Source organism: Clostridioides sp. ZZV15-6597 (genome assembly GCF_020657815.1).
GTDB lineage: Bacteria > Bacillota > Clostridia > Peptostreptococcales > Peptostreptococcaceae > Clostridioides.
In genome coordinates, this window is sequence record NZ_JAGWCT010000068.1 from 1 (window position 1) to 21,945 (window position 21,945).

Genomic DNA, 21,945 nt, shown 5'->3' on the forward strand with positions numbered 1-21,945 from the left:
GATTTCTCTACATACGCAGTATAGTTTATATTTTTATAATTTTTTTATAAAGTTTTATAAACTATTTGTTACTGTATATCCATATTTTAGAAGTATCTTTTATACTTACCCCTTTATTTAGCATGCCTGCAGACATTACCATATTATTTCCAGTAAACAGTTCTGTTCCTGTCATTACAACTAAACTAAGTGCTATTGCAAACGATAATCCCATCATTATCTTTGTCATAGGAGAACCTGCATCTGTCAAAATTCCTCCAATAGTAAATATCAAAAGTATACCAATACCTACATAAAGTCCTGCAAAAGCAGAAGACACTAAATATTTTATCTTACTTGTATTTAATAAATTTATTTTATTTATAGCTGCATTAGTTAATTTATCCAAAGTTTCTTTATGCATAATTCCCTCTTCCTTCTATTAAATTTATAATTTATTTAAATATATATTTTTATTAATTATAGATATTTAACTCCACTCCAGTATATATTTTCATGTACTTTAGTTATTTCTTCAAATTGTACACCTTCAAGTGCCCATTTTTTAAATTCCATGAATCCAGTCCTGTCAATTATATATCCTATATGCTCTTTCCCTCCTGGTGCATCTTTATCTATATACTTTTCTACATATTTGTAAGTATTAAGTATTATTTTTATTATGTTGTCTTCATCTGCCCATAAAAGAAAATCTTCTGCTAGTCTTGGATTTTTCTTCCCTGTTCTACCCATTATAGCTAATCTATAGTATTTTTTTTCATCTCTAGTCCATGCATTTGTTGGGCAATTCAGTACGCATTCTCCACAACCTATACACTTATCTCCATCTCTTACTACTTTATTATTTTCTGTTTTTAACGCCCCAACAGATAATTTTGAACATTTTTTTACACACGCTCCACAATTCACACATCTATCTTTTTCATATAGTGGCAATGTCATTCCTATAATTCCAAAGTCATTCATTCTAGCTTTTATACAGTCATTTGGACATCCAGTCAAGGCTACTTTAAAATGTAAGTCATTTGGAAAGATTGCTTTTTCTATTTTTTTTGCAAATTCAGTTGTATTATACTGCGCTTTTGGACAGACTTTATTACCTATACAGGCAGCTATATTTCTCGTACCTGCTGCTGGATAACCTGCATTTTTCTCATTTTGATTTATATTCATCTTTTCAATAACAGGTTGTATGATATTGTTTATTTCTTCCATATCTTCCATATCTATTCCTAAGATTTCAAATCCCTGTCTTGTAGTTATGTGTATCTTACCATTACCATATTCATTTGCAATCTTAGAAACTGTGATTAAACTTTCAGGGTCAATAAGACCTCCTGGTACTCTAACTCTTAAAGAAGTTATATATTTTGTTTTTGTAATTCTGTAAGCATTTTTCATTACTTTTTTAGTATTTAAATCTCTTATCACAAACTCCACCCCCTAATCAATAAGATTTTTAGCATATGAATAATCAAATACTGGTCCATCTAAACATATATAAGTATCATCCATCTTACAGTGTCCACATTTTCCTATTCCACAACACATTTTTCTTTCATAAGAAACCCAAATATTTTTTTCTTCTAAATCCCTTTTTAAAAACTCTCCTACTGTAAATTTCATCATCATTGGAGGACCAACTACAATTGCAGAAGTATTATTTATATCTTTTATATCTAAATCTGGGATATACTTTGTTACTAATCCTACATTTCCACTATAGCCATCATCCGCTCCATCCACAGTAACTAAAACATCTAGTTTTTCATTCCATCTTTTTAAGTCGTCTGCAAATAGGACATCTTTTGGTGATTTGAATCCTACTATTAATTTAAATTTTTCACACTTATCTTTGTTGTTATAAAAATATTCAACTATTCCTCTTACAGGAGCTAATGCACTCCCTCCTGCTACTACTACGATTTCTCTTCCTTCATATAAAGATACATCAAATCCATTTCCATAAGGTCCTCTTATAAAAAACGAATCCCCTTCTTTATAATTGAATAGTTCACTAGTAACTTTACCTACATTTCTTATTGTAAAGTCAATATAATCTTCTCCATATCCTGATACTGATATTGGACTTTCACCATATTTAGGTATAGATATTTCATAGAATTTTCCAGGCAGTACCCCTTTTGTATTGCAATTCACTTTAAATGTCCATTCTTTATCAGTATGTTTAACTATATCTAGTATTTTTGCACTTACTGGTATATATGAGTTCATTTATATCTCCTCCTTACTAGTTACTAAATCATTTATTTTTTCTATACATTTTGAAAATGATATATATTGTGGACAGGCATCATCACATCTTCCACACCCAACACACATGTTATATCCAAATCTTTTTTTGAAATCATTTATTTTATGCATAGTTTTAAATCTCATTCTTTCTCCTTGTTTTTTTCTGAAAGAATTTCCACCTGCTATATCTGTATATCCATCTACTTGACATGAAGCCCAAACTCTTCTTCTTTCTCCTACATTTTCATTTTCCTTATAAAAAATATCCTGCATTGTAAAGCATGAGCATGTCGGACATACAAAATTACATCTTCCACATCCAATACATCTTGTGTCATATTCATCCCATATTGGATTTCCTATCATCTCATTAGAATCAATATTTTCTGGTACATCTACAGAAATTAAATTTTCCGTTACATGACTGACATCAAATTCTGCTGGCTCTCCATTAAACACTTTAAATTCATTGTCTTTTATATCTAAGTACAATTTTTCTCCTTCTATATTCAATCCAAGTGAATAGTTATCAGTTTTATTAGAATCCATACTTACACAAAAACAATTTCTAAAACTCTCTTTACATCCTACAAGTGCAAATTTTATTTTTTCTCTAATATGTTTATAAAAATAATCTTTTTCTTCTCCATTATTTAAATATATTTCATCGAGTCTCTTTATTCCATTTATGTCACAAGCTCTTAGAAAAATTAAAATCTTTTTATTGTCTAAATCGCTTTCCTTAAATTCTTTTTCAGTAAAGTAAAATAAGACTTGATTGATAGGAAGCACTACTTCTTTTGGTGAAAAGTTTGATTTTTGAGCAAATTCCATTTCTTCAAAAGTGCTTACTTCCTTGTATCTTATCATGTCAGTATCTGAAAAAGTACCTTTAAATGGCATTATGACTGGTGCAAATATTTTGTAGTCTTTTTTTAGGGAATTCAGACCTTCATTGAATTTGGATGAATCTAATTTTAATTTCATTTTTATCACCTTTCTTATATTTTAGTTTTGCTTGCTTATTATCTTGTTTAAATCTTAACACTTTCTTTTAGATACTTCTGTGATAATTATCACAGTTTTAAAAATAATAAAAAAAATATTACTATAGCTTATTCAGCTCTAGTAATATTTTTTTATTATTTATAACTTTAAATTAAAAATTTATTCTTTTAAATACAAGCTTTTCAAAAGATTCTATATCCATAGGTCTTGCAAAGTAAAATCCTTGTCCAATATCACAACCTGCATTTTTTAATAAATTTAATTGACCTTCAGTTTCTATTCCTTCAGCTACAATTAGCATATCTAAATCCTTACCTAATGTAATTATATTCTTTATAACCTTTTCTCCACGTACAGATGTAATTGTCTCATTTAAAAATTCTCTATCAATCTTCAATACATCAATTGGCAATTTTTTCAAAAGACTGAGCGAAGAATATCCACTTCCAAAATCGTCCATAGATACGATAAATCCAATATCATGTAAATCATTTAAAATATCTAAAATCATACTTATATTTGACAAAAATAAACTTTCTGTTAACTCAAGTTCTATTAGATGTGCTGGTATATTATGCTTATTTATTAAAGATTTTAAACTAGCTACTATATTTCTATTATTTAAATGAATTCTTGATACATTTATAGAAATTGGTTGTGGCTTTATTCCATTTTTTATCCATTTTGACATTGTACTAAATATATTATCCCAAACATACAAATCAAGTTTTTCTATAAATCCATTTTTCTCAAATAGTGGAATAAAATCATTAGGTGGTATAGTTCCTTTAATTGGATGAATCCAACGAACAAGAGCCTCTGCACCTACAACCTCCTCTGTTATAAGGTTAATTTTAGGTTGCAAATAAACTACAAATTCTTTATTTAAAAGTGCATTATCCATATTATTTTCAATTTCTTTTTCATGAAGTATAGAAATCCTTATTTTATCATCATAAAAAGCAACTTTACTTTTATAATTGGTTTCTATTGTTTGGCAAGCTATCTTAGCTCTATCAATCATTACATCAATATTCACATCTTCTTTATCAATTAAATATGCTCCACATTTAAGTATTATATCTATTTTAAATGTATTTTTTATCATTATTGACAATCTCAAAAAAATCATTTGCTCTTTTTCTTAAATTTTCTATATTACTTTTTTTAGTCATTACAATAAATCTATCGTCTGATAACCTTGCATATATTTCATCCTTAAAAACATTTTCACCTATTTTTTTTGCTATGTATTTTAAAATATTATCTCCAAATTCAAAACCAAACATATCATTTATATATTTAAATTTATCTATATTGATATAATATATAGCAAAGTTATATGTTCCATATTTTTCAAAAAGCTTATTAGCATCAATTTTAAATTTCAGTAAACTCCTTATACCTGTTACTTCATCAATATATGCTATCTTTTTTAATTTATTCACTTGTATCTTATAATTTACAATAAATATTCCAAAAACTATAAATATAAGAAATGATATTATCAAAATAAATACCATAATATTATGTTGTATAAAATCTAATAGAGTAACCTTGTGCTCTAAATACTTTGTACTACCTGTAACTGCAATTGCAACCTCTTCTTCTGTAACTCTATTAATAGATTTATTGAGTATTGACAACAATGCAGGATTTGCTTTTCCAGAAACCCCTATTCCAATATCCACGACTTGATTTTTTATTGGCATAAACATAAGCTCATCAAATTCTTCAGTGTTAATTATATTATTTAGTATATAGTTGCTTCCTATAAATACATCACATTCTTCTTTCTTGACAGCTTCAATACATTTACTAGCATTTGGATAAAAACTTACTTCTTGATTTGGATAATATTCTTTTACGAATGATTCTATACCTGTCCATTTAATCATTGCTACCTTAGTTTTTTCATTCATTCTAATATCATTTTTTGCCAAACCTAACATAGTAGTTTCAAGGTATCCATCAGTAAATACAATATTATGCTCTAACTCAGTACTCCGTGACATAAACATATTTGCACAGATATCTACCTCACCATTTTCAACCATTTTTAAACCTTCAGAAAAATTATCTACCTTTATATACTCAAACTTTAAACCTGAGTTATTTGAAATTGATTTTAATATATCTATTGATATACCTTTGTAGGAATTTGTATTTTTATCATAAAAAGATAGTGGTGATGTATTAGGGCCTGATACAACTTTTATTATAGGATGTTTCTTTATATATTCTTTTTCCTCCAAAGTAAATACTTCTGTGGCTATTGCAGTATCTTTATAATGTTTATTAAATAAATTACCATCATAATATATATCTTCTCGTTTAATCTCATTTAATGCATAATTCAAACCATCTAGTATTTTTTTGTTTCCCTTAGTTGTTGCATAATAGACAGGCTCTGATGAAAAACGTAATACTACCTTTGTATTTGGTATATCTCTAATGCTTCCTGTAAGTATCATATCAATGGTTCCTTTTTCAAGTTCTCTTTGAAGTTCTTCTGCACCTTCTATGTATTTATATTTTACAGATATTTTATTTTTTTTACAGTATTCATCAAATACACTTTTAAAATGATTATCTGAAACTGTACCTATTACTTTTCCATCAATCTCTTTTAGATTATTATAAGATATGATATTGTTTTTGGAATTTACATACAATGCTCCATATTCATATCCAAAATTTAAATTCGTATAATCATAGTATTTTTCACGCTCTTCACTCTTTTGCAATGCTCCAAATATATCAATTTTTCCCTCTTTAAGCATTTCTAGACCTTGACCCCATCCACAAGGTATATATTCTAATTTCCAATTATTTATTTTAGCGATTTCATTCATATAATCATATGTATATCCATATAACTGACCATCTTTTGTAATAGAAATTCCATAACTAGGCCAATATCCAACTCTCACTTTTTCTTTCTCAGAAGCGGCTAAAACAAATGATGTATTTAATATAAGTAAAAAAATAACCATAGTAATAGTAAATCTATATTTCCCATTCATAATATGCCTCCATTTATAACTAAATCATATCAAGATAGTTAAAGTATTCTTATTTAACTTAATATTCTTTCTATTTAAATATTTAAACCCTCCATTTGCATTTAAACTTTAAATAGAGTCATTAAATATAATAAATCTATCTTTTCCTTGTTTTTTTGAATAATAAAGAGCTTTATCTGCTTTTTCATATAATTCAATAAAAGTTGTTCCATGATTTGGCATAATAGATATTCCAATACTACAAGAAACTTTATATGACTTATTTACTCCAGTATAATAATTTCTAAATGCATTACATAACTCAATCGCTTTGTTTTCAATAAATTTCATATTCTTCATATTTTTTATGAAAACTACAAATTCATCTCCACCAATACGTCCAATTATATCATCTTCTCTAAAAATAGAAGTCAATTTTTTTGAGACTTCAACTAAAACTTTATCACCAAAGACATGTCCTAAATTATCATTAATGGCTTTGAAATCATCTAAATCAATAATAAAAAATGCATGACTACTTTCTTTAGCCTTGTCTAAACTTAAAAACCTCTTTATTAGAGTTTCAGTTGTACCTTTATTATAAATTCCTGTTAATATATCACGTTCAGCTTTAAATTTAAGCTCAATCTCTTCTTTTTTCTGTTTATCTATATCTTTAATGTACGCAAATCCTTTAAGTTTATTACTTTGTGGGTCTTTAAGTAAATGCATTGTACAAAGTTCCCACAAAATCTTACCATCATTGTCATATCTTCGATACTCTAACTTTAACTCATTTACTCCCTTATTATATGAATCTAAGATATTTTCATAATAAAATACTTTTTTAAAGTTTTCCCTATCTGAAATAAAAACTATATCGTCAACAATATCCTCCATTACTTCAGAATATTTTCCAGTAGTTCTTAAACCTAAATTATTATTAGGCTTTATATTGCTTGATATAAATTTATCTTGAGAAAAATTAATTTCATATATAGCAATTGCTTCAGACAACATAGCTTTTCTATATTGTTCTTCTTGATTATATTGCATTTCAGCTTTTTTTTGCTCATTTATATCTTCTAATAGACCTATCGCTCTAATTGGAATTTCTGCTCCATTAAATAGATTAGTTAGAGTCATTCTATTCCATATATATTTCCCATTGACTAGTTTTGTTTTTATTACAGATACTACACTTTCTTCACCTTTTTCTATTTTGTTAAAAGATTCTTTAAACACATCAACAAAGTCAGGATGTATTATCCCAGAATCTATAAAATATTCTATACCATTTTCAATATTTTTTTGTACTCCATATATTAAAGAGATATCACTAGAGATATGTATAGATTTTGTATGCACATAATAGTCAAATACTATGTTAGATGTCTTGGATAAGGCTATTCTAAGTCTTTCTTCATTAATCTTAAGTTCTTCTTCTGCTCTTTTTAAATCTGTTACATCAACCAACACACAGTAGAAATACTCTTTTCCATCAGAATCTTTTATTAGATCACACTTATTTACAACCCACACAAAATTCCCACTCTTAGTAATCATTCGATACTCTATTTCAACTACTTTTGATTCTAATATTTGAAGTGCAAATTCCCTTTTCACTCTATCTACATCATCTTTATAAATTACATCATAAAAATTATTATTAAACATAGATTTTATCTCTTCTTTAGTATATTCAAACAGGTCAATAAATCCATCACTTAAAAACACAAATTCATATTTTTCACCTACACTACATTTAAAAACACCACCTGGTATATTGTTAGTTAGTGAAGATATCTCTAAATTTGCTTTTACAAGCTTTCCTTTGGATTTTTTCTCTTTATAAAATACAATTAAAATCAAAACTGAAAGTGCTATGAAGTTTTTAGTTGTTAATATAATTGCAAGTTTATTTATCTTAGAAATCTCTTTCACTATCAAAGTCTTTGGAATAAAAGACAATACATACCAATCATTTATACCAACTGGAGTATACGTGGCATATTCCTCTTTTCCTTCAAATTTATATTCTAAAAATCCACTTTTCTCATTTGATATATCTTCAATAAAGTTTTTATAACTGTAATTTTCTCCAATATAAATAAAATCAAAAAAATCACTAACATTATCTATGGCATCATCAGTTTTTCCTGGAGTAGATTTTAAGACAAGATTTCCTGACTTTTCAAATATATATGTACTCCCTTCTCCATTAAAACTAGTCACATCTATAAATTCACTTAATTTACTTGTATAATAAGAACCATACAGAACTCCAATCACTTCACCATTTTTGTACATAGGAGACGCTACTATAAAACTATTTTCATTGTTAACAGATGATTTTATGATTTCTGAAATATTGCTTTCCCCTTTCATTGCCTTCTTAAAATAGCTATGTTGCGATATATTATAGACCTTTCCATCACCTGTATAGGCTGTACCATCTGGATATGCAATGTAGATTTTTTCAAAATCAGATTCCTTTGATACATCATTTAATAATTTCATTATATCTTCTTTCTTCATACCCTCTGACTCTGAAATAACTTTAGAAATACTATTTATAAACTTTGTTAGTGAATTAAGCTTAACATTTATAGTATTTGAACTTTGCAATGATAACTCTTCTAAATGCATCTTTTTGCTTTTTTCTACTAGTGAATTAACATTATAGGTAAAATCCCAAAGAGAAAACATCACAAATACACATATAAAAATCAAACCTAAAGCATAACCTATGAATTTTTTATTTTTCATTTTGATACATCCCTTTCTGCGCATAGAAGCTGTGTCAACATCTGTATATTTACTGTTCATATTAAATTAATTATACTATCAGAACTCAGCTGTTTCAATAAACTTAAGGTAAATATTACCATTTTAGATAAATAAAAAAGAATCTATACATAGATTCTCTTAATAATGCCTTTATTTAATTATAATTAATTATTTTTAAAGTATTTTGATAGCTCGCTCTCTTTTACATAAAAACCTTTATTATCAATCTTTATAAGTTCTTCTTTTTGCAATACTTTTATCATTCTAGAAACTGTCTCTCTTTTACAACCAAGCATATCTGCTAAGTATGTAACTGTAAGATTTACATTTAATAATGTCCATTCTCCACAACAAACTCCAAATTCTTTACTTAATCTATATAATTTTGCTGCTAATTTCTTGTCTACTTTTATAGATATTGAATTTTTTAACTGTCTATATAAACGTCTTGTCCTTCTCTCCATATAAGAAATAATATCTTTTGTAAGCTGAAAATCATTTTTCATAATTTCTGTAAATTCTTCAATACTATAATAAAACACAATTGAATTTTCAAATGCCTCACATCCAACAGCAGAATTCTTAGTAAAATCAAAGGTAATGTCATTTATAATTTCTCCATTATTTAATATAAAAATCACCTTTCTCTCGCCATTTTCGCTTATCTTAAAAATAGATACTTTCCCATCTAAAAGTACATATACCCTGTCTAATTGTTCTTTTTCATAAAATAAAATTTCTTTTCTTTGTAATCTTTTTAGTTTAGCTTTTTCTTTAAGTTGATTCTTAGTTTCACTACATAAATTATTAAAAAGCATTACTTTGTCAATATCATAGTCTTTTAATTTAGACATGTAAAATCTCCCCATTACTAAATTTTTAAGAAAACCACATAAAGTATTACAAATATCTGATTTTATTCATTTTTAAACAGTTTTATAGCATTTGTAGTCTTGATTTTTCTTTCAATAGCTTCATTTGAAAGCTCCTTTACTACCTGTGTATATACTAAATCAATAATAAAAAATTGTGCTAATTTAGAAGATATTGAACCTGTTTCCAATACAGTTTCCCCTGATACATAAGATAAGTGCACATCTGAAATATCCTTCAATTCAGAATTTTTATTTTCAGTAATAGATATAATTTTAGCATTATTAGCTCTCGCAAGTTTTACAGTTTTTATAATTTCTTCAGTTTCGCCAGAATGAGAAATTGCAACTATTAAATCTCCTTCTTCCATTATAGAAGACATCATTATCATAGTATGACTACTATCAAAACTTACACAATTAAGTCCAATTCTCATAAACTTATAGTTTGAATCTTGTGCTATTATTCCTGAATATCCAATACCTATAAAGTAAACTTTTTTAGCATTTATTATAAGTCTTGCACAGTCATGAACATCTACACTATTGATTATCTCAACAGTATTCTCTAAAGTAGTTATATTTGAGTTTAAAAGTTTCTTAGCTGTATCTAAAGCTGGCTCATCATTTTGTATATTCTTATTTATAATATTTTTTTTATTACTACTTGATATTTCTTGTGCTAAAGTAACTTTAAAGTCTTGCAACCCATTAAACTTCATTTTTTTAACAAATCTAGTTATAGTTGCTTCACCAATATTACTCTCTTTAGCAATTTGTGATATTGGTTTATAAAATACATCCTCTATATTTTCTTTTATATAAGCTATCAGTAATTTATCTGACTTTGTGACTTTAAAAGTTGGTGATTCTAATTGTTCTAAAATACTCATTAAAAAACCTTCTATTCTCTATATTTTGTTTAAAAAATTATATAATGCCCCAAGCATACCTGCATCATTTTGTCTCTTTGCAAATTCTACATTAGTATTTTTATAAACTCTTTCTATAAGAATCTCCTTTAACGCTCTATCTATTTTAGGTTTTAGAAATTCTTCTTGTGCCATTATTCCGCCACCTAAAATTACAACTTCTGGATTTATTACATAACATATATTTGCAATACCAATTGCTAATGATTTTATCATATTATCCAATTCTTTTAAACAATCTTCGTCATTATTCTTTGCTAAATCAAAAATTATTTTCCCATTTAGGTCATTTTCATCCATATTTTTTATTTTTGATAATTTTTTTACCAAGCTACTAGTTGATGCCAACTCTTGAAAAGTACTTCCATTCATATTCATATATCCTACTTCACCAGCACTATTACTAAATCCATTTATAAGCTTATTATTTATTATAACACAACCACCAATACCAGTACCTATTGTCATACAGATAGAAGAAGTTGCTTCCTTACCTGCTCCAAGCCACATTTCACCAAGTCCAGCACAATTAACATCATTTTCAACTTCACATTTTATATTAAATTCTTTTTCTATCTCTTTCTTTAATTCCATACCTTTATAGTTTGGAATTAATTCTTCTAACGCAAATACTATCTTACCTTCAATGGGGTCAACCATACCTGCAGTTGATATACATATCCCATCAATATTATTTTCTTTCATATATTTTTTAACTATTTTCTTTATTTTAGATAATATTCCTGGTCCACCTTTTTCTTTTGCTTCAGTATCTAAACTTGATTTATCGATTATTAACCCATCTTCTCTAATAAATCCATATTTTATTGAAGTACCTCCAATATCTATACAAACATAATTTTTCATAACATATCTCCATACAAATTATTTTTATAACCAATATTACTAATTAAAACTTTATATTACATGAATTTTTTATTTATTTTTTCTAACTCATAGATATATTTTCTCGCTTCTGATAAATCTATGGTATCCTTTAATATAATTTTTTCCTCAGTTATATGATATTTATAAATATTCTTACATAAATCTTCTCCTAACATATTAAGACCTTCTTGACTATAATGTACATCATCAATAGTTAGACCTTGATCATGAAATTTCATAGCAATTTTACTTCCTATACTTAATATGTCACATTCATTACAAGCAAATTCTTGCGCTGCTGCAATTCGTCTTGTTCTAACAAAATATTCATCTTCTCCAAGCCAATAACCAGTTAAACTAACAAACATTTTATCAATCATACATTCTTCCTTAAGTCTATATGCAATTTTTTTTAGACTCTCTTTATAGTATAAAACATCACTACCATATTTTGCATCACTTTCACCTTGAATCCAAATAGCATATTTATTTGATATTTTATAATCCTTGCTTAAAGTATTACACCCTGCATTAAACTTTTCTATAGTATCATCTAAAAACCAGTTATTATCATGATTCCAATTTTTTATTCTTGACCCATCCTTTGCATTGTGTATAAAACAAACTTTATTACCAGTAAGTCTATTCCACTCATTTGAAAATGCAGGTGCTATAGTCCCATCCCCTTCAGAAGTCTCTAATTCACATCTCATGTTTATAATCTCGTCAGTACTTAAGTATTCAAAACAATTCTCATTTGGAATAACACTGTCTTTTGGATTTCCCAAACCTCTAGCATTACTTTGTCCTATTAATAAAAATACATCTATATTATCCATAAATTAACTCCTCTATACAATTCTAAACTTTTTAATGTCTATTTAAACTTTCCTATAAAAAACTAAGGCTGAAAATAGTAATCTAACTAAAATTTACGAAATCTCACTAATCGCTGAAAGTTAAATCACTATTTTCAGCCTTAGCGGTTATATAAATTTTCATTATCTAACCAAAACCTTAAAAATAGCTTTTTTGATATTTTCTTTTTCTGAAACTTTTATTGCTGTCATATGTGCATCTTCTGGATAACATACTAGGAAATCACCTTTTCTAAGTTCAACATATCCATTATTTTGTCCATCAAGAGGTAGAAAGTCACTATCTTCCTCATATGTCTTTTGCTCTAGATTTTCTATAAAATTCAAATCTATTCTTTCACATCCATCTAGCATCAAGTGTACATCTATATATTTCTTATGAGCTTCCCAGAATCTTTCTTCTTTTTCACAAGTTTTATACTCAACGATATTTACAAAGATGTCATCACCATCTATTGTATGAGTCCCTTTTTCGTAATCTATCAATGAATTTTCTTTAGCATATTCAAAACACTTAAGCAAATCTTCATGTAATGTTGAATATGTCTTACTATGATTTATACTTCCAAATATCATAAGCACTATCTCCCTATATAATTTTAAATACATTCTACTTTCAGATTTTTTACATATAAAGTTCTTTATACATTCTTATAGAGTAACTAGATTATTTATATATCTAATCACTCTAATCTAGTCACTCTATAAGATAATTTCTTATTTAAATTCTATATTATTTTTCATAATAAACTGTAGTTTCAGCTTTTGGTAAATATACTTTTGCTTTAACTTTAGATTCTATTGCACTAAATACTGTTCCTACTACTACAGAAGTAGTTATTGTTATTAGAGAATAAGCCCAAGAAGTTACTTCTGGTACTCTGTATTTTAGATAAACAACTAAAATTGCTGATACTGCAAATCCAACATATGCTCCCATTTTAGTTGCTCTTTTACAAAACGCACCAAGTACAAATATTCCTGCTAAAACTCCTAAAACTAGACCCATAAAACTATTGAACCATTCATATGCTGACTTTATCTCTCCATTTGCTAAGATTATTGCAACAACTATAGAAAGTATACCTACTCCCAATGATATATATTGTGCTACCTTAGTTTGTCTTTCCATACTCATATCTTTTGTTATAATAGTTTGTATATCTAAAGTCCAACTTGTAGCAACTGAATTAAGCCCTGTTGATAAAGTTGATTGAGATGCTGCATATATTGCTGCAAGTAGTATTCCTGTTATACCTACTGGTAATTCATAGGCTATATATGATGCAAATACTTGGTCTTGTTGAACTGTTTGAGCTAAATCTGGATTTTGAGTATAGTATATAAATAAACAAGTTCCAATTAGATAAAATACTGTTGCTAGTCCCATTGATAAAACACCATTTCCATATGTCATTTTGTTAAGTTGTTTTATATCAGTTGTTGTAGTAAATCTTTGAACTATATCTTGACTTGATACATATGATGAAAAAGTATTAAGACCAGCTCCAACAAATATTATAAATGCACTTGTAGATAGTATATTTTTATCAAACATAACTTCATTTGTTGCTAAGAATTTATGACCACTTGTAAGAGTATCCATCACTGTTCCAAATCCACCATTTATACTTGATATTAGGTAGAATAGCGTACCTGTAACACCTACTATTAGTACCATACCTTGTATAAAGTCAGTCCATAAAACAGCTTTTAATCCACCTGTATATGAATAAATTATTGCTATTACACCCATAACTATTATTAACACATTTACAGGTATTCCTGTAAGACCTGCTAAAACTACTGATGGTAGATACATTATTATAGACATACGTCCTATTTGATATATTATAAACATTAAAGCTCCAATCACTCTAAGACCTTTACTTTCATATCTCATTTCTAAGTACTCATATGCAGTGTCTATTTCTAACCTACTATATAGTGGCAAGAAGAATTTTATTGTTAAAGGTATAGCTATAAACATACCTAATTGTGCAAACCATAAAATCCATGTTCCACCATAAGAATTACCTGCTAGTGATAAAAATGATATTGGGCTTAATAATGTAGCAAATATTGACACTGATGTAACCCACCATGGAATAGTTCCATCACCTTTGAAGAACTCTTTTCCTTTCATTTCCTTCTTTGAAAATAATAATCCTGCAAATAAAACTGCCAATAAGTAAACTACTAGTATTGCAAAATCTATCCAAGTAAATCCTACCATTTGACTAATCCTCCCATACTAAAAGTATTTTTAAAAATACTTTCTGTATATTTCTTTCGCTCTTGATTTCATTTCATCAGTTGCTTCTTTCATAGGTTGTCTACAATATCCAGCTTCAACGCCTTGTTCTTCAAGTAGTAATTTAATTGTTTGATATAGACCATTTCCTAATATATCTGTTATTAAATCATTTGTCACATGTTGCACTTCAAGTGCTTCTGATACTTTTTCATTCTTAGTTAGTTCAAATATTTGTCTAGCTCTGACACCGTTTACATTGAATGTAGAACCAATTGCTCCATCTACACCTAAAACTGTAGCTGGTAACATCATTTCATCGAAACCTGCAAATATTAATTTATTTGGGAATGTTTTTCTCATTCTTTCTAATAAGTAGAAATCTGCTGCTGTAAACTTAACACCTATTATTTTTTCATTTTCAAATAATTCTCCAAATTGATCTAAACTCATATCAACACCAGTTAAAAATGGTATAGAGTATATTATTAATCTATTATCTACAGAATTTATTATTGTATTGTAATAATGTTTTATTTCTTCAAAATCGAATTTATAGTAAAAAGGTGTAACAGCACTTATAGCATCATATCCTAAATCAGTTGTAAATTTAGCAAGTTCTACAGCTTCTTTTAAATTAACTGAACCAACTTGAGCTATTAACTTTATTTCTTCTTTCACTTCATCTTTAGCTATTTCAAATATTTTTTTCTTTTCATCAGTTGAAAGCATGAAGTTTTCTCCTGTACTTCCACCTACATAAAGACCATCTATTTTACAAACATCTATATTATGTCTAATTATTTGTCTTAACCCTTTTTCGTTTATATTTCCTTCCTTATCAAATGAAACTAATAATGCTGAATAAATTCCTTTCATATCTGTTGTTCTCATATCTTTACCTCCAATTTTAATTTTCAAATATAGTTAAATATAATAAATTTTTAATTTATAAATTAATTTTTAATTAATTTCGATTGCTTTAACAAATTTTTCTGTTATCAATTGTGGTCTTGTTATTGCCGAACCTACAACTGATGAATGAACTCCAAGTTCAAAGACTTTTTTTAAATCTTGAGGAGTATTTACCTTTCCTTCTGCTATTACAGGTATTTTTAAATCTTTAACCAGTCTTTCCATCAGTACAAAATCTGGACCATCTAAAGTTTCTGTATATGGAGTATACCCAGATAATGTAGTTGAAACGCAGTCCACACCGTATTCTTGTGCCTTAACAGCTTCATCATAATTTGAAATATCAGCCATTACTAAAACATTATTTTCTTTTATATAATTTATAATTTCTTTCAAATCTTCGTTGTTTGGTCTAACTCTATTAGTAGCATCCAGTGCTATCATTTCACATCCTGTTGTTAAAAGCTCATCTACTTCTTTTTTAGTTGGTGTTATATATATATCTGAATCTTCGTAATTTCTCTTTATAATACCTATGACAGGAAGTTCAGTAACTTTTTTTATTTCAATAATATCATCAACTCCTTGAGCTCTAATTCCAACTGCTCCACCTTCCTGAGCCGCTTTAGCCATTCTACCCATTATAAAAGAACTATGAAGAGGTTCATTTTCTAAAGCTTGGCATGATACTATTAGTCTTCCCTTTACCTTATCTAGCATTTTTTTGATTACCTCATTTCTGAAATTTATTTTCTTAATTTATGTATTAATAATAACATGAAAACTTTTTCTTTGCAATATTTTTTCATATTTTTTTATCAATTCTATTTTTTTATCAATTTATTCCAATTATTTCCTTATATTTCATAGTTTTAAGAAAATTTATTTCATTTTTTTGGTTTTTATTTTCATTCCTATTATATAGATACAAATGATTTCAATAAAAAAACCCATGTATACAATACATAGGTTTCCCAATACTATTCTAAATCCATAATAATTTTTCTACCACAACATGGACAAAACTCAGATTCTGAATCTATCTCACTTTCACAATAACCACAAACTACAAAATCATCACAATCATTATCTAATTCAAATTTTCTACCACATTCAGCGCAATATTTGTCATTTATATTTCCAACATAGCCACATTCACAAGTTACATTGCTTTCTGCAATTTCCATATCATTGATTTCCATATTTTTTTCATAAATTATCTTATCAAGTTCTAATAACTCATCACAGAATTTATCAAAACACTCATCATCAATAGAATTTTCTCTAATTTTTTGATAAGTCAACATTCCCATTTCTAAAAAGAGCTTACTCTTCTTTTCTTGAATATCATCAATTTCTCTATTTATCTTTGATTTTTCTTTATATAATTTAATCTTAAATTTTCCATTGCCAAATCTTTTTTTAACCTTAGAAAATTTATCATCCACTGTCTTTTTATTATTTTCTTCCACAGAAGTTTCCTCCAATCATATTTAATCAGCTGAGTTTAGTTTATATCCTATTAAAGATATCACAAAACTGTATATAAATGAAATTATAATAGTCGAGAACACTTTAAATTGCATAACTAGAGTTGTTCCATAACTAGTTGTATTAAAGAAATTAATATTACTATCAAGTATAAATGTGCTAAACAAAGCTAACATACCCATTAAAAATGCATAATATATACTAAATATTATTACAGGTTTAATACTATGTGTTTCATATTTAAATCTTAACTTATATCCATTTAATAAAATTATTAATGCAGACAAAGCCCCCATTGCATAAAACATTAATTTAGTATCTCCAAATAAAGATGATGAACCTAAGCTAAACATTGACAATGTTGAATTTATTATTGTTACTGAAATTCCATTTGCAAAAGCCCACATATAGCTCGCAATTTGTGGCAATATAGCAAATAAATCAATGCCACTTGAATATCCACTCATATTCAATTCATTTAAATAACTACTATCAGATATAGTTAATACAAAAAGTATTGCTAACACTAAAGCATATCCTAATATGAATATTTTAATAGCATTTGAAAAAAGGGACATATACATATTTTCTTTTTCATAGCTTTTTCTATAATTAGTTATATATGTACATATAAATCCTAATACAAATCCATTTAGTAGTGCACTAAAAAATTCGTAACTATACTCTAAAGCATATCCATATTCTAGCATACTATGTGAGCTAGTTTTAACATTAGTAAAAGTACATAAAATAGCTAAAATTAATCCATATAAAATTCCAACTCCAAGAGAATTGGCTAGTGTAGTTTTTGAATCCTTACATCTTTTTCTCATAAAAATTAAATTTGATATAATTAATCCTAAAACAGGAATTATAAGTAATATTAACAAGCCTATATTTGCACTTATAAATCCAGAACCCATCATAGTAGACATAGATACGCTAATTTGTCCTAGATTAAGAGCTAAAATTATATGTGCTGGATTTATCATATAACTTATATCATTAAATTGAATAGTAATTATAGCCTTAAATATTAATGAAATAACAAGCAATATGAATATAGTTGAAAAGGTCGTTAAAAATATCCCTCTTGTATTTGCGTGATATGAGTGTTCTTTTATTTTAGATTTTAAGTCAAGTTTTGTTTCGCTTGACTTTAATGATACTATTTCATAAAGTTCATTTCCACAAAATTTACAGTAATTATCTTTAGGATTATTTTCTTTGTTGCAACTAGAGCAAATTTTATCTTCTTTAGTTTCGAGTGTAAGGTTATTATTTTTTATTTTTCTAGTTGGCTTACCTGTTTTTTTAGAATAGTTGCTATATGAATAATTCATGTTATCTATTTTTTTTTCATCCATTTTTTCCCTCCAAATTTTACCATTGTCAATTATCAAATATAACTATATCATATAAAACTTAATTATACCTTAATTGGATATATTTATCTATTTTGTTTGTCTTATATTAGTATTTCATTATAATTGTCTAATATTCAAAAATAAATAACTTACTAATCTTAATTATAATAAGATACTAATACAAAACTTTATTTAATATTAACTAACAAACATCACCTATTATAAATTTAGATTGTTACATATAGCATATTTTGCTATAATTAAATTGTAAACAAAGTATTCCGAGTATCTAAGAAAAGAAAAGGAATACTTATTTTTATGTTTTATTTTTAATGGAGGCTTATATGAACTTAGAAAAATTCAAAAAATTCTTTGGATTCCCTCTAGATAAAAAACACAAAGAAAATGTTGAACGAGAACTTTGCAATTATCTTTATCATACAGGCAAAATTATTTGTATCATAATAATAATATCTCAACTAATTATGATGATATCAATATCAGCTAGAGATGGTGGCCCTTTTGCCACCCCAAGACGTCAATGGTATTTTTGTATGTATATAATACTACTTTGTATCTCTTTAATTTTTATGTTTGTTTTTTCTTATCTTTGGAATAAAAAAAAGGAACATTGCACTTGTTATATAAACTTATGGGTGATTTATGTAACTTTTTTCTGCTTATGGGGTTGTGTAATTACTTTGCTTGACCAGTTAGGTGGAAATGATTTGAGTGTATTCAGTTATATAATGTTAACAGCTGCTGCTTTTTCAGTATTAAAATTAGGTCAATCAATAGTAGTTTTTGGAGGATGTTTTTTATTTCTTAATCTACTCTTACCAGGAATTCAAACTGTATCAGGTAATGAGTTCAGTAATATTGTAAACACATTTTTTATAATATCACTTGCTATTTTTGTTTCTACAATGTTATATAGAAGTCGTGTATTTACTTATTATGATAAAATGCTAATCCATCAACAATACGAAGAAATCTCTCATATGAATAATTTATTAAATCTTAAGGTTATGACCGATGACCTAACTAAAATGAATAATCGTAGGTATCTAGAAGATGTTCTTCAAAAAAAATTAAGTACCCATTCAAATCAAGAGCCTATAACAGGGATGATGATAGATATAGATTATTTTAAACAATTTAATGACACTTACGGACATCAAAAAGGTGACTACTGTTTACAAAATATTGCTAAAGTAATTTTAGATTTTACAAATTCTGAAAATGCACATGCTATCCGTTATGGTGGTGAAGAATTTTTTATATGTATTTTCAATTGTGATGAGGAGAATGCTAAACTTAAATCCGAATGTTTACGTAAGATTATAGAGTATTGTAATTTTGAACGTGATGATGTTCCTTCAAAATGTGTGACTGTTAGCATCGGAGTTCATACAAAGAAAGTCGAAGAATTAATAACTTTAAATGAATTTATAAGTTATTGTGATAAAGCTTTATATATTGCAAAGGAACAAGGTCGTAATTGTGTTGCATTTTATTAAAAGTATAGAAATAAAAGTATCAATCCTTATATTTATATTTTCTTAATAAGAAATTTATTTTGTTCAAAACATTTAGATAATATTATGTAAACCTATAAATTAGCTTTTTAGATTCATACATGAATTATTAAATCTATAAGTTATGCTTAAGTCTAACTTATAGATTTAATAATTTTATATATAATTAATTCATGTTTAAAATTAATTCACATTTCAATTTTAATGTTTATAGACTATCTTATACTACATTTAGACATGTATTTTAAATTTTCTTATTACTTAATTTTCCATTTCCTTAATCAATGATACATTTTGTTTCTCTACAGAATTTAAAACATCTGTATCAGCTCCTATACTATAATCTGGCTGATACCATGACTTATTACTAAAATAACTCTTATATGGTTCTTCTTTAAATACATATCCATACCTTGCAAATATTTCGTTTCTTATATAGGCCAACTCCTCTTTACTATAAAGCCCAAGTTCATCTTTAGTTAATACTCTAGAATCACTATCATATATAATATAATCATCATCATAACTTACTTCCTTATTTTTCGTATTAGAACTTGAACCTGAATCACTTTTATTGCTCTTTTTATCAGTATTTTCACTATTTTCCTTGTTATTTATACTCTTAATAAATTTTTCAGCTTCTTCTTTGGAAATCTTATTAAGTGTGCCACTCACGTTATTAGCTTGCAATGAAATTTCATTACTAGTAAATTTAGTTATAGTAAATTTTTCCTTTGATAAAGTATCTTTTCCTTTTAATACTATGCTGTTACTATCTGAACTTTCTACTTCATATTTAACTGTATAATTACTTTCTTCTTCACTTTTACTATAAAGTTTTATCTTATTTGGCTCTTCAAATTCAAATATATTATATTCATCAGCTTTCCAAAAACCATTTAAATCTTTTGGCTCCAAATTTTTAGAGTAAATCAACTTATTCCCTAAATAAACTTCTGAATATTTCCCTACATTGTTTATTTCTATATTGTCTTTCCTAGTTTTTAAATTATAAAAATGTATTTCCTTATTTTTAGTAGAATATGCTATATTCTCTGAATTAAATGAATAGCCAACAACATCACTTGCTATCTTGTCTTTATCTAAAAATAACTCCCCACTTGATTTAATATAAAGTAATTTCTCATCATTAATAATAGATACATTAGAATTTTCTTTCATATCATTGCCTATTTTTTCGTCTTCTTTATTATTTTTCTTAATATATATCTCTCCATCAGAATTTGTAAATACAATTCCATCTTTAATAAAACTTACATAATTAATGTCTGCTTTTATTTTATTAGACTCCTCTTTACCTATTTCTTTCTCATACAATTCATCATCACTATTTATAAAATAAAATTTATTATCTCTATATTTATAAGACCTAATATCTGATGCTATTTTTTCACTAACATTATTTTTGTACAAATATAACTCACCTTTCAAATCCTTATAATTATACTCACTTATATACATAATTTCTTCATCATTAGATTTTACCCCCCATAAATTTGATACATCTGAACTAATTTTGACCTTATCATTTTTATCTGTACTTTTTAAATATAAATTGTCATCATTATTTATAAATATTACATCCCCTTTATTATTTACAATATCAAAGCTCTGTATATCAGTAGATATTTTTTCTTTATTTCCATCTTCTTTATATAGATATAACTCTTCATCTGTATTCATATAATATATGAATTTTCCATCTGTAGACATCCTATACAATACAACAT

Annotated in this window: 19 protein-coding genes; 1 reads left to right on the top strand and 18 read right to left on the bottom strand. The window is 26.7% G+C overall.

The features are described from left to right. Positions 1-61: 61 nt before the first annotated feature. The 17 genes from KGF52_RS14225 to KGF52_RS14305 all read right to left on the bottom strand — a co-directional run bounded on the left by KGF52_RS14225 (position 62) and on the right by KGF52_RS14305 (position 18,656). Entirely contained in the window at positions 62-403 is a 342-nt protein-coding gene (locus KGF52_RS14225; protein ID WP_227840623.1) for a formate/nitrite transporter family protein, read from the bottom strand. Positions 404-459: 56 nt separating this feature from the next. Then, positions 460-1,431, bottom strand: coding sequence for a sulfite reductase subunit C (gene asrC / locus KGF52_RS14230; protein ID WP_227840624.1), 972 nt, complete (start codon positions 1,429-1,431; stop codon positions 460-462). A 12-nt stretch (positions 1,432-1,443) separates the two neighbouring features. Further along, positions 1,444-2,235 (bottom strand): anaerobic sulfite reductase subunit AsrB, encoded by a 792-nt coding sequence (gene asrB, locus KGF52_RS14235; RefSeq protein ID WP_227840625.1) that lies wholly within the window; start codon positions 2,233-2,235, stop codon positions 1,444-1,446. Further along, positions 2,236-3,243, bottom strand: coding sequence for an anaerobic sulfite reductase subunit AsrA (gene asrA, locus KGF52_RS14240; RefSeq protein ID WP_227840626.1), 1,008 nt, complete (start codon positions 3,241-3,243; stop codon positions 2,236-2,238). 172 nt (positions 3,244-3,415) lie between these two features. After that, positions 3,416-4,372, bottom strand: a complete 957-nt coding sequence (locus tag KGF52_RS14245) for an EAL domain-containing protein (RefSeq protein WP_227840627.1) — start codon at positions 4,370-4,372, stop codon at positions 3,416-3,418. Then, positions 4,353-6,290, bottom strand: coding sequence for a transporter substrate-binding domain-containing protein (locus tag KGF52_RS14250; protein WP_227840628.1), 1,938 nt, complete (start codon positions 6,288-6,290; stop codon positions 4,353-4,355). The genes KGF52_RS14245 and KGF52_RS14250 overlap by 20 nt, the downstream gene beginning before the upstream one ends. Positions 6,291-6,398: 108 nt before the next feature. Further along, positions 6,399-9,038 carry a diguanylate cyclase gene (locus KGF52_RS14255; RefSeq protein ID WP_227840629.1) on the bottom strand — a complete coding sequence of 880 codons (2,640 nt, stop codon included), beginning with the start codon at positions 9,036-9,038 and terminating at the stop codon, positions 6,399-6,401. A 185-nt stretch (positions 9,039-9,223) separates the two neighbouring features. Continuing rightward, complete coding sequence (locus KGF52_RS14260; protein ID WP_227840630.1) at positions 9,224-9,913, bottom strand: Crp/Fnr family transcriptional regulator; 690 nt, start codon at positions 9,911-9,913, stop codon at positions 9,224-9,226. A gap of 62 nt (positions 9,914-9,975) precedes the next feature. Then, positions 9,976-10,824, bottom strand: a complete 849-nt coding sequence (locus tag KGF52_RS14265) for a MurR/RpiR family transcriptional regulator (RefSeq protein ID WP_227482491.1) — start codon at positions 10,822-10,824, stop codon at positions 9,976-9,978. An 18-nt stretch (positions 10,825-10,842) separates the two neighbouring features. Further along, on the bottom strand, positions 10,843-11,730 hold the full coding sequence (locus tag KGF52_RS14270; protein WP_227840631.1) for an ROK family protein: 888 nt from the start codon (positions 11,728-11,730) through the stop codon (positions 10,843-10,845). A gap of 56 nt (positions 11,731-11,786) precedes the next feature. Beyond that, positions 11,787-12,590 carry a sialate O-acetylesterase gene (locus KGF52_RS14275; protein ID WP_227828854.1) on the bottom strand — a complete coding sequence of 268 codons (804 nt, stop codon included), beginning with the start codon at positions 12,588-12,590 and terminating at the stop codon, positions 11,787-11,789. Between the two features lie 162 nt (positions 12,591-12,752). Next, positions 12,753-13,205: a YhcH/YjgK/YiaL family protein gene (locus tag KGF52_RS14280; RefSeq protein WP_227840632.1), complete on the bottom strand. Its 453-nt coding sequence runs from the start codon at positions 13,203-13,205 to the stop codon at positions 12,753-12,755. 157 nt (positions 13,206-13,362) lie between these two features. Next, positions 13,363-14,865, bottom strand: coding sequence for a sodium:solute symporter (locus KGF52_RS14285; RefSeq protein ID WP_227840633.1), 1,503 nt, complete (start codon positions 14,863-14,865; stop codon positions 13,363-13,365). Positions 14,866-14,895: 30 nt separating this feature from the next. After that, positions 14,896-15,777: an N-acetylneuraminate lyase gene (locus KGF52_RS14290; protein WP_413894829.1), complete on the bottom strand. Its 882-nt coding sequence runs from the start codon at positions 15,775-15,777 to the stop codon at positions 14,896-14,898. A 69-nt stretch (positions 15,778-15,846) separates the two neighbouring features. Beyond that, entirely contained in the window at positions 15,847-16,518 is a 672-nt protein-coding gene (locus tag KGF52_RS14295; RefSeq protein ID WP_227840634.1) for an N-acetylmannosamine-6-phosphate 2-epimerase, read from the bottom strand. Positions 16,519-16,778: 260 nt separating this feature from the next. Beyond that, the gene (locus KGF52_RS14300; RefSeq protein ID WP_227840635.1) at positions 16,779-17,270 is read right to left on the bottom strand and encodes a zinc ribbon domain-containing protein; all 492 of its coding nucleotides are present in this window, start codon (positions 17,268-17,270) and stop codon (positions 16,779-16,781) included. Positions 17,271-17,291: 21 nt separating this feature from the next. Beyond that, on the bottom strand, positions 17,292-18,656 hold the full coding sequence (locus KGF52_RS14305; protein ID WP_227840636.1) for a hypothetical protein: 1,365 nt from the start codon (positions 18,654-18,656) through the stop codon (positions 17,292-17,294). A gap of 344 nt (positions 18,657-19,000) precedes the next feature. Between KGF52_RS14305 and KGF52_RS14310 the strand changes: the two genes are divergently transcribed. After that, positions 19,001-20,176 carry a GGDEF domain-containing protein gene (locus tag KGF52_RS14310; protein ID WP_227840637.1) on the top strand — a complete coding sequence of 392 codons (1,176 nt, stop codon included), beginning with the start codon at positions 19,001-19,003 and terminating at the stop codon, positions 20,174-20,176. Between the two features lie 279 nt (positions 20,177-20,455). Here the strand turns inward: KGF52_RS14310 and KGF52_RS14315 are convergent. Continuing rightward, a partial coding sequence (locus tag KGF52_RS14315; RefSeq protein WP_227840638.1) for a YARHG domain-containing protein occupies positions 20,456-21,945 on the bottom strand: 1,490 nt, incomplete at its 5' end.